General features: G+C 52.2%; 14 protein-coding genes. 9 read left to right on the plus strand and 5 right to left on the minus strand.

What is annotated here, in order from left to right:
* Window positions 1-35 precede the first annotated feature (35 nt).
* Both FZF21_RS09935 and FZF21_RS09940 read right to left on the minus strand, forming a co-directional pair.
* Window positions 36-341 (minus strand): DUF1161 domain-containing protein, encoded by a 306-nt coding sequence (locus tag FZF21_RS09935; RefSeq protein ID WP_003857424.1) that lies wholly within the window; start codon window positions 339-341, stop codon window positions 36-38.
* 117 nt (window positions 342-458) lie between these two features.
* Window positions 459-1,151: a glycosyltransferase family 25 protein gene (locus tag FZF21_RS09940; RefSeq protein WP_229654967.1), complete on the minus strand. Its 693-nt coding sequence runs from the start codon at window positions 1,149-1,151 to the stop codon at window positions 459-461.
* 199 nt (window positions 1,152-1,350) lie between these two features.
* On the opposite strand from FZF21_RS09940, the gene FZF21_RS09945 reads away from it, so the two are divergent.
* The gene (locus FZF21_RS09945; protein ID WP_017384542.1) at window positions 1,351-2,061 is read left to right on the plus strand and encodes a YnfC family lipoprotein; all 711 of its coding nucleotides are present in this window, start codon (window positions 1,351-1,353) and stop codon (window positions 2,059-2,061) included.
* Between the two features lie 17 nt (window positions 2,062-2,078).
* Here the strand turns inward: FZF21_RS09945 and speG are convergent, their stop codons facing one another.
* Both speG and FZF21_RS09955 read right to left on the minus strand, forming a co-directional pair.
* The gene (speG, locus tag FZF21_RS09950; RefSeq protein ID WP_003857416.1) at window positions 2,079-2,639 is read right to left on the minus strand and encodes a spermidine N1-acetyltransferase; all 561 of its coding nucleotides are present in this window, start codon (window positions 2,637-2,639) and stop codon (window positions 2,079-2,081) included.
* Entirely contained in the window at window positions 2,639-2,977 is a 339-nt protein-coding gene (locus FZF21_RS09955) for a DUF1283 family protein (protein ID WP_006808856.1), read from the minus strand. The genes speG and FZF21_RS09955 overlap by 1 nt, the downstream gene beginning before the upstream one ends.
* A gap of 150 nt (window positions 2,978-3,127) precedes the next feature.
* Here FZF21_RS09955 and FZF21_RS09960 point away from each other — a divergent pair, with 150 nt between their 5' ends.
* From FZF21_RS09960 to FZF21_RS09990, 7 genes are all read left to right on the plus strand, one after another.
* Entirely contained in the window at window positions 3,128-3,454 is a 327-nt protein-coding gene (locus tag FZF21_RS09960; protein WP_003857412.1) for a YnfA family protein, read from the plus strand.
* Window positions 3,455-3,565: 111 nt separating this feature from the next.
* Window positions 3,566-4,780, plus strand: coding sequence for a D-mannonate dehydratase ManD (gene manD / locus FZF21_RS09965; RefSeq protein ID WP_017384541.1), 1,215 nt, complete (start codon window positions 3,566-3,568; stop codon window positions 4,778-4,780).
* A 14-nt stretch (window positions 4,781-4,794) separates the two neighbouring features.
* A complete protein-coding gene (locus FZF21_RS09970) occupies window positions 4,795-5,814 on the plus strand; it encodes a Zn-dependent oxidoreductase (RefSeq protein ID WP_023296536.1) in 1,020 nt (339 codons plus the stop codon).
* Between the two features lie 73 nt (window positions 5,815-5,887).
* Complete coding sequence (locus FZF21_RS09975) at window positions 5,888-7,273, plus strand: MFS transporter (RefSeq protein WP_017694076.1); 1,386 nt, start codon at window positions 5,888-5,890, stop codon at window positions 7,271-7,273.
* Window positions 7,270-8,676 carry a glucuronate isomerase gene (uxaC, locus tag FZF21_RS09980; RefSeq protein ID WP_040117593.1) on the plus strand — a complete coding sequence of 469 codons (1,407 nt, stop codon included), beginning with the start codon at window positions 7,270-7,272 and terminating at the stop codon, window positions 8,674-8,676. Before FZF21_RS09975 ends, uxaC begins: the two co-directional genes overlap by 4 nt.
* A gap of 27 nt (window positions 8,677-8,703) precedes the next feature.
* Complete coding sequence (locus tag FZF21_RS09985; RefSeq protein ID WP_015570613.1) at window positions 8,704-10,242, plus strand: MFS transporter; 1,539 nt, start codon at window positions 8,704-8,706, stop codon at window positions 10,240-10,242.
* Between the two features lie 223 nt (window positions 10,243-10,465).
* Window positions 10,466-11,929, plus strand: a complete 1,464-nt coding sequence (locus FZF21_RS09990) for a mannitol dehydrogenase family protein (RefSeq protein ID WP_015570612.1) — start codon at window positions 10,466-10,468, stop codon at window positions 11,927-11,929.
* A gap of 44 nt (window positions 11,930-11,973) precedes the next feature.
* On the opposite strand, the gene ydfZ is transcribed toward FZF21_RS09990, so the two are convergent.
* Complete coding sequence (gene ydfZ, locus FZF21_RS09995; RefSeq protein ID WP_003857405.1) at window positions 11,974-12,177, minus strand: putative selenium delivery protein YdfZ; 204 nt, start codon at window positions 12,175-12,177, stop codon at window positions 11,974-11,976.
* Window positions 12,178-12,464: 287 nt separating this feature from the next.
* On the opposite strand from ydfZ, the gene FZF21_RS10000 reads away from it, so the two are divergent.
* Window positions 12,465-12,896, plus strand: coding sequence for a universal stress protein (locus FZF21_RS10000; protein WP_015570611.1), 432 nt, complete (start codon window positions 12,465-12,467; stop codon window positions 12,894-12,896).
* The last annotated feature ends 19 nt before the right edge of the window (window positions 12,897-12,915 follow it).

The raw sequence follows: 12,915 nt of genomic DNA on the forward strand, positions 1-12,915 counted from the left end.
AATCCTCGTCAAATCAGGGGAATTGAGTGGGAAAATCATTGCGGCTCAGCGGGCGCATTCTCTTGCGTACCTGCGCCGCTCACCGGGTAGTTGCCGCTACTGGTGCGGGTGTACAAAATTTTGAAAGTATCGTTGGCACAATGCCCAACGACCTGCGCATCCGGCTGATCGGCCTGATCGTTCGGGACGATGTTCAGGGTAAAGCCAGACTCCGGTACGCCGTTGTTGATAATCTTCTGCTGAATGTCGCTTTTCACGCGCTCGCAGGAGTCCGGGGCCGCAAGAAGAGCGGGTGAAGCACTCATTAACAGCAGGGCGGTAATCCAGGGTAACCGTTTCATCTGTAGCTCCTTTTCACTGTGTAGACTGTAAGCATAGCAGGGTTAGGGTAAGCTTTTGTTTTTGGACCTGTCTTTCTGAATTGTCCTGGAGCCGTAATCATGTTGAAGAATGTTAGATTACCCTTTGCCCTGATCGATTATTTGATTCAATAAAGGAGTTATGGCTCTTCGATAACGGTGGCGAAGCTTTGCAGCTAACGGCCTTTCCCGCATAAGTAAATTCCAAATTTTTTTCTTTTTGGCATCCAGCATGGCATCACCTTTTGATTCATTAATTGTTGAAACATTGGCTTCTTCGGAAAGGCGTACTGGATAAGGTACTATAGAGTGAATTTTAGCCAGTGATAGGTCTTCGAATAAACTCCATTTATCGGCAACCATCCATACAGGATAAAGGTTATCCAGAAGGCTTCTAGCAGCTTTTTGATTGATAATGTATGCATGAGTAGTCGTGGCATGCTGAGTCTTATGTATATTATATGAGCCGAAAATGTGTTTGAACGGTTTTTTGTAATATTTATTGACTCGACTCAGAAGAAGTATCTCAGGTTTTGTTTTGCTGAGCGTAACGCTATTAAGTATCTCACGCAGATCGCTGTTTAGTACAACATCATCCTCAAGGATAAGAGCGGCGTCGATATTTTCATCTATTATTCTTTTGTATATTTTTTGATGGCTTAATGCACAACCCACTTCTCCCGGGAGAAAAGCATAATTTGTCTCCCGTGTGACATTTCTTAGTTCAGTTTCAGTCATTTTTCGACCATCTACTGCTTCAATAAACTCGTATGCAATGTTCAATTCGGACAATTGACATTCCATTTTCGCACGACGTTCGAGCGAGTGTTTGAGATTGACTATAAAAGTTCTCATCCTTTTAGCGTTCCTTAAAGACTTAATAGCTGGGCCAAATTCATACATTTTACCAGTATTCGAACCAATTCAACATCGCTACCATACTATTTGCTACTATGAGTGCCACAATCCTTTCATTCTTTTGGTAAATGATGTGAATAAATACGCAGCGATAACGCTACTGGCAACGGTACTGGTGGGATGCGACAACAACACCGCGCCGCTGTCATTTACGCCGGAGATGGCGAGTTTTTCGAACGAGTTTGACTTTGATCCTCTGCGCGGGCCGGTGAAGGATTTTACCCAGACGCTGTTCAACGATAAGGGTGAAGTCTCTAAACGTGTGACCGGCACGATGTCAACGGAAGGGTGTTTCGATACGCTTGAACTGCACGATCTCGACGCTAATACGGGCGTTGCGCTGGTGCTGGATGCTAACTACTACGTCGATGCGGAAACCCAGCAGCAGAAGGTAAAGTTGCAGGGAAAATGTCAGCTGGCGGAACTGCCGTCTGCCGGCCTGACGTGGGACACCGACGATAACGGGTTTGTGGTTGCCGCGCACAGCAAAGAGATGGAAGTGAAGTACCAGTATGACGCCGACGGCTACCCGCTGGGTAAAACTACGGTTTCCGGCGACAAGCGTTTATCGGTCAAGTCGGTGCCGTCGAAAGATCTGCGCAAGCGCATGGATTATACGGCGGTAAGCCTGTTGAACGATAAACCGATGGGCAATGTAAAGCAGAGCTGTGATTACGATCGCCATAATAACCCGGTGAGCTGTGAGCTGGTGATCACCGATGACAGCGTCAAACCTGCCGTTGAGCACAAGTACACCATCAAAAACAGCATTGAATATTATTGAGAATAAAACCGCGCAGGTTACTGCGCGGTGGGTTTAAGCAGGCTGGCGGAGGAGGACTTATGCCCGGCCAGATGCTGATGCTGGAAAATGCACATGCGGATGGTGTTACGGTATTCGCCGTTAATAAAGAACTCATGGATCAGTTCACCTTCCACCATAAAGCCCAGCTTACGGTAGATATGAATCGCTTTTTCGTTCTCTTTGTCGACGATAAGGTAAAGCTTGTAGAGATTCAGGACGTTAAACCCGTAATCCATCGCCAGCTTTGCCGCCCGGGACGCAAGACCTTTCCCCTGGTGCTCCGGTGAAATAATGATCTGAAATTCCGCCCGACGGTGAACGTGGTTGATCTCAACCAGTTCAACCAGCCCGGCTTTCTCACCTTCGCACTCCACCACAAACCGGCGTTCACTCTGATCGTGGATATGCTTGTCGTAGAGATCGGACAGTTCGACAAACGCCTCATAAGGCTCTTCAAACCAGTAGCGCATCACGCTGGCATTGTTGTCGAGCTGGTGAACAAAGCGTAAATCTTCGCGCTCCAGCGGACGGAGCTTAACGTCACACGGCGTCGACATTACGGTGCTACCGTGCGGCCAGTGCGACGATCCAGACAGCGCAGGGTGTTAGGCTCCCAATAGGCGTTGACGTTGGCACTTTGCTGGCATTTGTCGCGGGCATCAAACGCGACGTCTTCTTTATCCCACTCTTTTTCCACGCGCTTATTCACTTTCTGACGCAGGCTGCGGGTGTCATTCCATTGTTCTTTGTCCATGGCGGCGTTCTGACGGCTTTGCGCGCTGTCACCAGACTCAATGATGAGTTTGCTGGTTTCGGCTGATGCCGTTGCGGCGAAGGCGAACGATGACAGCGCCAGTACGGCTGTCAGACAAAGGCGTTTGCTTAATGTAGTCATAGCGTTTCCTTTAAACGGGTGCAGACAATCGGATTACCCCGTTGGATTCTACACCAATCCGAAAGGGTGTCATACCCGCGCGGCAGGTATGGGAACGATGTGAACATTATCGCGTATGATGTCTAAATCAATCCTCACGAAACGAGAAAAATGTTCAAAACGACGCTGCTTTTTTTCGCGACCGCGCTGTGCGAAATCATCGGATGCTTTTTGCCGTGGCTCTGGCTAAAGCGGGGCGCTTCCGCGCTGCTGCTGATCCCGGCGGGTGTGTCCCTGGCCCTTTTTGTCTGGCTGCTCACCCTGCATCCGGCCGCCAGCGGGAGGGTATATGCGGCCTACGGCGGAGTGTACGTCTGTACCGCGCTGCTGTGGCTGCGCGTTGTCGATGGCGTCAGGCTAAGCCTGTATGACTGGGCAGGCGCGCTGATTGCCCTGTGCGGCATGTTGATCATCGTGGCCGGTTGGGGACGCGCATAAGCGTCCTTATAGTGTGATCGCCCGCTGATTTTACGATCATTATACTTGTATGGTAGTAGTGTAGTTGCGTAAATTTCCTGCATCACAACGAGCGATGTAAGGAAATGGATTATGAAGATTGTCGGGGCTGAAGTATTTGTCACCTGCCCGGGGCGTAACTTTGTCACCCTTAAAATCACCACCGATGAGGGCATTGTCGGCCTGGGTGATGCCACGCTGAACGGACGTGAACTTTCCGTTGCCTCCTACCTGAAAGATCACCTGTGCCCTCAGTTGATTGGCCGCGATGCGCACCGCATCGAAGATATCTGGCAGTTCTTCTATAAAGGCGCTTACTGGCGTCGTGGTCCGGTCACCATGTCAGCGATTTCTGCCGTGGATATGGCGCTGTGGGACATTAAGGCGAAAGCCGCGAACATGCCGCTCTATCAGCTTCTGGGCGGAGCCTCCCGGGAAGGGGTGATGGTTTATTGTCACACCACCGGGCACACCATTGACGACGTGCTGGAAGATTATGCCCGTCATAAAGAGATGGGCTTCAAGGCAATTCGCGTGCAGTGCGGCGTGCCGGGAATGAAAACCACCTACGGCATGGCAAAAGGAAAAGGGCTGGCGTATGAGCCAGCGACCAAGGGCGCCTGGCCGGAAGAGCAGCTATGGTCCACTGAAAAATACCTCGACTTCACGCCGAAACTGTTCGACGCAGTGCGCAGTCAGTTCGGCTTCAATGAACATCTCCTTCACGACATGCACCACCGTCTGACGCCCATCGAAGCGGCGCGATTCGGCAAAAGCATTGAAGAGTACCGTCTGTTCTGGATGGAAGATCCGACTCCCGCTGAAAACCAGGAGTGTTTCCGCCTGATCCGCCAGCACACCGTCACGCCAATTGCGGTGGGGGAAGTGTTCAACAGCATCTGGGACTGCAAGCAGCTGATTGAAGAGCAGCTCATTGACTATATCCGCGCCACCATAACCCATGCGGGCGGCATCACCGGGATGCGTCGCATTGCGGACTTTGCCTCACTTTATCAGGTGCGTACCGGCTCACACGGCCCGTCGGATCTGTCGCCGATTTGCCACGCCGCGGCGCTGCATTTTGACCTGTGGGTACCGAACTTTGGCGTGCAAGAGTATATGGGGTATTCGGAGCAGATGCTGGAAGTGTTCCCGCACAGCTGGCGCTTCGATAACGGCTATATGCACCCGGGCGACAAGCCAGGGCTGGGCATTGAGTTTGATGAGAAGCTGGCGGCGAAATACCCGTACGATCCGGCTTATCTGCCGGTGGCTCGTCTGGAAGACGGCACCCTCTGGAACTGGTAAACGAGGAGCGAATGATGAAAAGCGTAGTGATCCAACAGCCGGATGTGCTGGTGATTGAAGAGCGTCCTCTCCCGTTGCCGGGCGCAGGCGACGTCCGCGTCAAAATTAAGCTCGCCGGTATTTGCGGTTCAGACAGCCATATCTATCGCGGGCATAACCCGTTTGCGAAATACCCGCGGGTAATCGGTCACGAGTTCTTTGGCGAAATAGACGCGGTTGGCGAAGGCGTGGAGGGCACCCGACTGGGCCAGCGCGTTTCGGTTGATCCGGTGATCAGCTGCGGGCACTGCTACCCGTGTTCCGTTGGAAAACCGAACGTTTGTACTTCGCTGGTGGTGCTGGGCGTCCACCGTGACGGCGGCTTCAGCGAATACGCCGTGGTGCCGGCGAAAAATGCCTGGCGCATTCCGGATGCGATCCCTGACCACCACGCGGTGATGGTTGAGCCATTCACCATTGCCGCCAACGTGACGGGGCAGGCGAAACCCACCGAACAGGATGTGGCGCTGATTTACGGCGCAGGCCCGATGGGGCTGGTCACCGTGCAGGCGCTGAAGGGCGTTTACAAGGTGAAGCAGGTCATCGTGGTGGATCGCATTGATGAGCGGCTGGAGATGGCGCAACGCAGCGGCGCAGACTGGGTCTTCAACAACGGCGAGCATTCTTTACAGGCCGCGCTGGATGAAAAAGGCATCAAGCCGACGTTAATCATCGATGCTGCCTGTCATCCGTCCATTTTACAGGAAGCGATTACGCTGGCGTCTCCGGCGGCGCGCATCGTGCTGATGGGCTTCTCCAGCGACCCGAGCCAGATTGTGCAGCAGGGGATCACCGGCAAAGAGCTGTCGATCTTCTCTTCGCGCCTGAATGCCAACAAATTCCCGGTGGTCATTGACTGGCTGGAAAAAGGGCTGATCGACCCTGAAAAACTGGTCACCCATACATTTGACTATCACCACGTTACAGACGCCATCGAACTGTTTGAAAAAGACCAGCGGCAGTGCTGCAAAGTCTTGCTCACGTTCGACCAATAATAATTCACGCGGTTAAGAGCCTGCGAAGACAGGCTCTCAGTGGTACGCATCTTACCTTGCAGAGATAGCCATTATGACTCAAGCACAACCTCAAAGAAGTACGTCAGATCTGGTGAAAGCCGCCGTATCTGGCTGGCTGGGCACCGCCCTGGAGTTTATGGATTTCCAGCTCTACTCCCTTGGCGCCGCGCTGGTGTTTCATGAAATTTTCTTCCCTGAGCAGTCCGCGGCCATGGCGCTGATCCTGGCGATGGGCACCTACGGCGCAGGCTACATCGCGCGTATTGTCGGGGCATTTATCTTCGGCAGAATGGGCGACAGAATTGGCCGTAAAAAAGTGCTGTTTATCACCATCACCATGATGGGGATCTGCACCACCTTAATCGGCGTCCTGCCAACCTACGCGCAGATCGGGATTTTCGCACCGGTGCTGCTGGTGACGCTGCGTATTATTCAGGGGCTGGGCGCGGGGGCTGAAATCTCCGGCGCAGGCACCATGCTGGCCGAATACGCCCCGAAGGGTAAACGCGGCATCATCTCCTCGCTGGTGGCCATGGGCACCAACTGCGGGACGCTGAGCGCCACGGCGATCTGGGCCGTGATGTTCTTTGCCCTCGATCGTGAAGAACTTATTGCCTGGGGCTGGCGCGTGCCGTTCCTCGCCAGCGTGGTGGTGATGATCTTCGCCATCTGGCTGCGTATGAACCTTAAAGAGAGCCCGGTGTTTGAGAAGGTAAACGATGCCGAAGCCGTTGCGCCGGTTGCTGCGCAGGATACCTCGGTCGGCGCGATGTTTAAGAGCAAATCGTTCTGGCTGGCGACGGGGCTGCGCTTTGGTCAGGCCGGTAACTCTGGGCTTATCCAGACCTTCCTTGCCGGGTACTTGGTACAGACGCTGTTATTTGATAAGGCGATCCCAACCGATGCGCTGATGATCAGCTCGATTCTTGGCTTCGTCTCCATCCCGCTGCTGGGCTGGCTGTCCGATAAAGTGGGGCGCCGTCTGCCATATATCATCCTTAACATTTCAGCCATTATTCTGGCTTACCCGATGCTGTCGATTATCGTCGATAAGAGTTACGCGCCGGGCGTGATTATGCTCTCTATCATCGTTATTCATAACTTTGCGGTGCTCGGGCTGTTTGCGCTGGAAAACATCACCATGGCGGAGATGTTTGGTTCGCGAAACCGCTTTACCCGCATGGCGATCTCCAAAGAGGCGGGCGGTCTCGTGGCGGTAGGCTTTGGTCCGGTGCTGGCGGGGATCTTCTGCAATATGACCGGGTCCTGGTGGCCGATTGTGGCGATGCTGGTGGCGTACTCGCTGATTGGGCTGGTCTCCGCTTTGCTGATGCCAGAAGTGCGCGACCGCGATTTGAGCCTGGTGGAAGATGCAGCTGAACCCCTGCGCCAGAGCGATACCGCAGCGAAGCAGCGGAAATATGGAGCCCTGTCATGAGTTTTATTAACGATAACTTTATGATTGGCAATGCGAGAGGTGTTGAACTTTATCGAAACGTCGCGAAAGCGCTGCCAATTATTGATTATCACTGTCACCTGGACGCGAAAGATATCTTCGAGAATAAAAATCTCGATAATATTACCGAACTCTGGCTGGCTGGCGATCATTATAAATGGCGCGCCATGCGCGCCAACGGTATTGACGAAAAATACATTACGGGCGATGCCCCGGCGGAGGATAAATTTGCGGCATGGGCTGAAACGGTCGAAGCGAGCTATGGAAATCCGCTCTATCACTGGACTCATTTAGAACTTCACCACTATTTTAACTGTGACGAACCGCTGGGCAGGCATAACTGGCGTGAAATAATGGAGCACTGTAATCTGCTATTGCAGCAGCCTGATTTTACGCCGAGGGAACTCATTAAACACTCCAGGGTAGAAGTTATTTGCACGACAGATGCTCCGCTTGATGATTTACGCTACCATCAATTATTGCGTGATGACGCGACGTTCAACGTTAAGGTATTACCGACCTTTCGTCCGGACGATGTTTTTGCGCAAAACGCGGAACAGTTTGCCGACTTTATCGATCGATTAGGTGAGACGACAGGATCTAAAATCCAGACATTCAGCGATTTTGTTAAGGGAATGAGCCAGCGTATTGCCTGGTTCCACGAAATGGGGTGCCGAATTTCCGATCACGGACCCGTGGAGATCCATTTTCAGTCAGCAGATGAAAGACAGGTTGAATCCGTGTTTGCCCGAAAGCGCCGGGGTGAAAATCTGGACGCCCGTAATAATGCGATTCTTGACAGTGCCATTTTTATTATGCTGGCGCATAATTACAGGCAGCATAACTGGGCAATGCAGATACACTTCGGTGCGATTCGCAATAATAATTCCCGCATGTACCGTTCTTTGGGTAGTAATACTGGTTTTGACTCGCTGACCGATCAGTCGAATCTTGCGGCCAATCTCAACCAACTCCTGGATGCAATGGCGCAGGCTGAAGCTTTGCCCAAAACCATTCTATATAACCTCAACGCCAGCTATAACGATATTGTCGCGACGACTATCGCTAATTTTCAGACTGCGGAATTGGGCGTTAAATCGCCGATACAGTTTGGCTCCGGATGGTGGTTTAACGACACTCAACGCGGAATGGAAAACCAGCTACATAGCCTTGCGGATCAGGGGCTATTAATGAATTTTGTCGGTATGTTAACCGATTCCCGTAGTCTGGTTTCGTATACTCGCCACGATTATTTCCGACGTATTTTGTGCAATATCATTGGTGGCTGGGTGGAGCGTGGTGAAGTTCCGGATAATAACGCCATCCTAACGAAGATGGTTAAAAATATTTGCCATGATAATGCTGAAAACTATTTCAGATTCTAAATTCTACTCACTGAGTTGGGATGGAACATGTCTCGTACTGCAAAAAAAATTACTATTCCGGTTAGTATCGGCTACGGACTAACGGATATTATGGGCGGCGGTGCCTTTACCGTTATCGGTGCCTGGTTATTATTCTTCTATACGACATTTGTTGGGTTGTCACCGGTTGAAGCGGCGTCTATTGTTGCTATAGCGCGCATTGTCGATGCTATCGTTAGTTTGTTTATGGGAAGTTTCACTGACCATTTTTACAAAAACTATTTTGGTAAAAAATTTGGTCGCCGACGTTTCTTTTTGCTGATCGGTGCACCGTTGATGCTGGTCTATGCATTGCTGTGGCTTGATGGCATGACATACGGTTTTTATCTCGCCGTCTATCTAGCATTTGAAATTATTGCTGCAATGGTACTGATCCCGTGGGAAACGTTACCGTCAGAAATGACAAAAGACTTTAACCAGCGGACCAAACTCTCTACCTGTCGCATGTTTCTTTCAGCGTCCGGGACGTTTCTGGCGACATTTATTCCCGGATTACTGATAGGCTATTTCGGGGAAAACAGCGCCCATGCCTACCTCATAAACGGCGTTATTTTTGCTGTACTGTTTATGGTATGTGTATTCATCTCGTGGAAAGTGACCTGGGAACGCGAGTTGACGCCGGAAATGCTCTCCGGGCTGGAAAAAAACACACGCCCACAAACAGCAGGGGAGAAGCTGGCTGCCTTTGGACGACTTTTTAAGGAGTATGGTTCCACCCTGAAAATCCGGGCCTTCAGGAAACATCTCGCCATCTATCTGCTGTCGTTTACCGGCAAAGATGTCTACAACACGGTATTTGTATTTTTCTGCGTGTACTGTCTGAATGTCTCTTCCTCACTGGCAGGCACGCTGCTGTCGATGAGTATTGTGGGGCTGCCCGTCACGTTAATTGCGGGTATAGGGATCATCAGATATGGGCCATCAAAGCTATATGTATTTGCCTATTCACTGATGTTGCTCTGTTTGGGGGGCTTCTTTGCCGTGTACCAGATCCCTGCGCTGAATACCGTCGCGACGCTGGTCATTCTGGCCGGGGTGTATCAGGTGGGGCGCTGCGTCCTTGAGTTTACACCGTGGAACGTGTTCCCGTTCATTCCAGATATCGATGAAATGGTCAGCCGTCAGCGTCGTGAGGGACTGTTTGCCGCGGTAATGACATTCTCCCGAAAAACCACGGTCGCTATTGCCACCTTTATTGTGGGTCTCCTGTTACAAAGCGGCGGATTTGTAAAAGGGAGCCAGACGCAGCCAACCGAAGCCATCCACACCATCGCAATGCTGATGTTCATCGGCACTGCTGCCTTGCTTATCCTGGCCCTGTGGCAGGCTCTGACATTTAACCTGAACAAGCGTACGCACAAAATCTTTGTGGATGAGCTGGATCGCCTGAAAGCCAACGGCTCTCCCCAACGCGTATCCGCCGAAGCTCGCCGGGTCGTGGAAGATTTAACAGGCTATTCCTACGACAGGTTGTGGCGTGAGCCGACGGTCCGGTCCGGCGAGCAGACGGTGCGCACCCCTGTATGATCTGGTTTATATCTTTTGCAAGATGTCACACAACTTAATTTTTATATCACACCACTTGGCCGAAAGTTAATGTAAATCAATGTTCATGGCAGCATAACCAGTATTGTGATCGGCAGGATAAAGTAATGACACTGCCATTCTAGTTGGTTTAGTCAACCGGCGCAGCCGCACTGTCACCAGAGCGGCTGCGGATCTCAGCGTTCATAATTAACGAGTCTCAATCATGGAAAACCGTTTATTACAGGCGAAGGCAACGCGTCCTCAGTACGATCGCGACAGCCTCAAGGCACGCATTGTTCATTTAGGGTTTGGCGCGTTTCACCGTGCGCACCAGGCGGTGTACACCGATATACTCGCCGCAGAACAGGGCAGCGACTGGGGTTACTGCGAAGTTAACCTGATTGGCGGCGAACAGCAGATCGCCGATCTGAAGGCACAGGATAATCTTTATACCGTAGCAGAGATGTCTGCCGATGCGTGGACGGCGCGCGTGGTCGGCGTCGTCAAAAATGCGCTGCATGCGCAGGTCGACGGCCTTGAAACCGTGCTGGCGGCGCTGTGCGATCCGCAGGTCGCCATTGTTTCCCTGACCATCACCGAGAAAGGGTATTGCCACTCCCCGGCAACCGGACAACTGATGTTCGATCATCCGTTAATCGTTGCCGACCTGCAAAACCCCCATCAGCCGAAATCTGCGCCAGGCGTAGTGGTTGAAGCGCTGGCGCGGCGTAAGGCGGCGGGGCTGCCAGCATTCAGCGTGATGTCATGCGATAACATGCCGGAAAACGGCCACGTGATGCGCAATGTCACCTGCGCCTACGCGCGCGCTGTTGACGGCGAACTGGCCGACTGGATTGAAGCGAACGTCACCTTCCCGTCAACCATGGTGGACCGTATTGTGCCCGCCGTCACGGCTGAAACGCTGGATAAAATTGAACAGCTGACCGGCGTACGCGATCCGGCAGGTGTCGCCTGCGAGCCGTTCCGCCAGTGGGTGGTTGAAGATAATTTCGTCGCCGGACGTCCACAGTGGGAAAAGGCCGGTGCGGAACTGGTTTCTGATGTCATTCCGTTTGAAGAGATGAAGCTGCGTATGCTTAACGGCAGCCACTCGTTCCTGGCCTATCTCGGCTACCTGGCCGGTTATCAGCACATTAACGACTGCATGGAAGATGAACATTATCGCGCAGCCGCGCATGCGCTGATGCTGAAAGAGCAGGCGCCGACGCTGAAAGTGAAGGGGGTGGATTTAGCTCACTATGCCGACCAGCTGATCGCACGTTACAGCAATCCGGCCCTGCGTCACCGCACCTGGCAAATCGCCATGGACGGTAGCCAGAAATTGCCGCAGCGGATGCTCGATTCCGTGCGCTGGCACCTTGTCCACCAGAAACCCTTCCCGCTGCTGGCCCTCGGTGTTGCGGGCTGGATGCGTTATGTCGGCGGTGTGGATGAGCAGGGTAACGCTATTGAGGTGAGCGATCCGCAGCTGGCGGTGATTCAGGCGGCGGTAAACGGTAGCGCTGAAGGCGAAAGCCGCGTTAGCGCGCTGTTGGGCATTGAGGCTATTTTCGGTAACGAGCTGCCGAAGGACGCGGTGTTTGTGGCTGCGGTCATGCAGGCCTATCAAACGTTGCTGCAAAAAGGCGCGAAGGCCACGGTTGCTGAGTACGCCTCCCGGCTTTAACGCGATGACATGCCGCCGTCCGCGGCGGCATGTCGGGGCGCAGCTTAGTGCATCCCCAGGCGAATCAGCTCAATCGGTTCGAACTTACCTTCGCATCCTTCGACTTCAACCGTTTTACCACGGCGCACCTGCTCGGCATTAAGGCCGTCGCTGTGGATCGCTTTAATCACGCCGAACTGGCCTGTGCCGCTAATCATGACTCGGCTGCCAGTGGTGATTGCATTTCGGTTACGGTCGTATGTCATCATGGTATTTTCTCCTCTCGTACTTATCCGTTACGGCGCTAATTCAACGGCTGCCGTTCACGGGGCACTATTAATACGCCTCTCTTTAACGAAATTATTTGCTTTTGATCAAGCTCACACTTTTTTCTTATTTCATGCAGGCGTTGACAGTTCAGGACACCACTTTACAAAGCGGACAGTTATTTTCCTTAATTGATAGTTTCCGGGTGCAAGTGTTTAGGCTTTGTTTATATCCACAATGTCATTCTGGAGGCAGAAAATAACCCTTCATCGGAAAAGGAGTCAGGCTTATGTATAAGAAAATTTTGATGCCTGTTGATGTGTTTGAAATGGATTTGAGCGATAAAGCGGTACGCCACGCGGTCAACCTCGCGAAGGCGGAAGGCGCGACGATCACCCTGGTCAACATTCTCCCTAACAGCAGCCGTTCGTTACTGCGGGGGTTCAATGCCGATATTAAGAAGTTCGAAGAGTATATGACCGCCGAGTCTGATAAGAAGATGAAGGCGCTGAAACGGCTCTTTGATATGTCCCCGGACAATATTGACTGTGAAGTTCGCTTCGGCAACGTACGCGATGAAATCATCAAGCTCAGCAAAGAGGGGAAATATGATGTCATTGTTATCGGATCAAAAAATCCGAGCATTACAACCCATCTGCTGGGTTCGAATGCTGAAACTATCCTGCGCTACGCCACTATTCCGGTATTAGTGGTCCGCTAATTACTTCGCCGCAACCGAA

It is taken from the genome of Enterobacter sp. LU1 (genome assembly GCF_008271405.2).
GTDB lineage: Bacteria > Pseudomonadota > Gammaproteobacteria > Enterobacterales > Enterobacteriaceae > Enterobacter > Enterobacter hormaechei_C.

Bases quoted from the DNA above. Each gene is read 5' to 3' on its own strand.
- FZF21_RS09935 (WP_003857424.1), bottom strand. From the start codon at position 341: ATGAAACGGTTACCCTGGATTACCGCCCTGCTGTTAATGAGTGCTTCA.
- speG (WP_003857416.1), bottom strand. From the start codon at position 2,639: ATGTCGACGCCGTGTGACGTTAAGCTCCGTCCGCTGGAGCGCGAAGAT.
- FZF21_RS09955 (WP_006808856.1), bottom strand. From the start codon at position 2,977: ATGACTACATTAAGCAAACGCCTTTGTCTGACAGCCGTACTGGCGCTG.
- FZF21_RS09960 (WP_003857412.1), top strand. From the start codon at position 3,128: ATGTTCAAAACGACGCTGCTTTTTTTCGCGACCGCGCTGTGCGAAATC.
- manD (WP_017384541.1), top strand. From the start codon at position 3,566: ATGAAGATTGTCGGGGCTGAAGTATTTGTCACCTGCCCGGGGCGTAAC.
- FZF21_RS09970 (WP_023296536.1), top strand. From the start codon at position 4,795: ATGAAAAGCGTAGTGATCCAACAGCCGGATGTGCTGGTGATTGAAGAG.
- FZF21_RS09975 (WP_017694076.1), top strand. From the start codon at position 5,888: ATGACTCAAGCACAACCTCAAAGAAGTACGTCAGATCTGGTGAAAGCC.
- uxaC (WP_040117593.1), top strand. From the start codon at position 7,270: ATGAGTTTTATTAACGATAACTTTATGATTGGCAATGCGAGAGGTGTT.
- FZF21_RS09985 (WP_015570613.1), top strand. From the start codon at position 8,704: ATGTCTCGTACTGCAAAAAAAATTACTATTCCGGTTAGTATCGGCTAC.
- FZF21_RS09990 (WP_015570612.1), top strand. From the start codon at position 10,466: ATGGAAAACCGTTTATTACAGGCGAAGGCAACGCGTCCTCAGTACGAT.
- ydfZ (WP_003857405.1), bottom strand. From the start codon at position 12,177: ATGATGACATACGACCGTAACCGAAATGCAATCACCACTGGCAGCCGA.
- FZF21_RS10000 (WP_015570611.1), top strand. From the start codon at position 12,465: ATGTATAAGAAAATTTTGATGCCTGTTGATGTGTTTGAAATGGATTTG.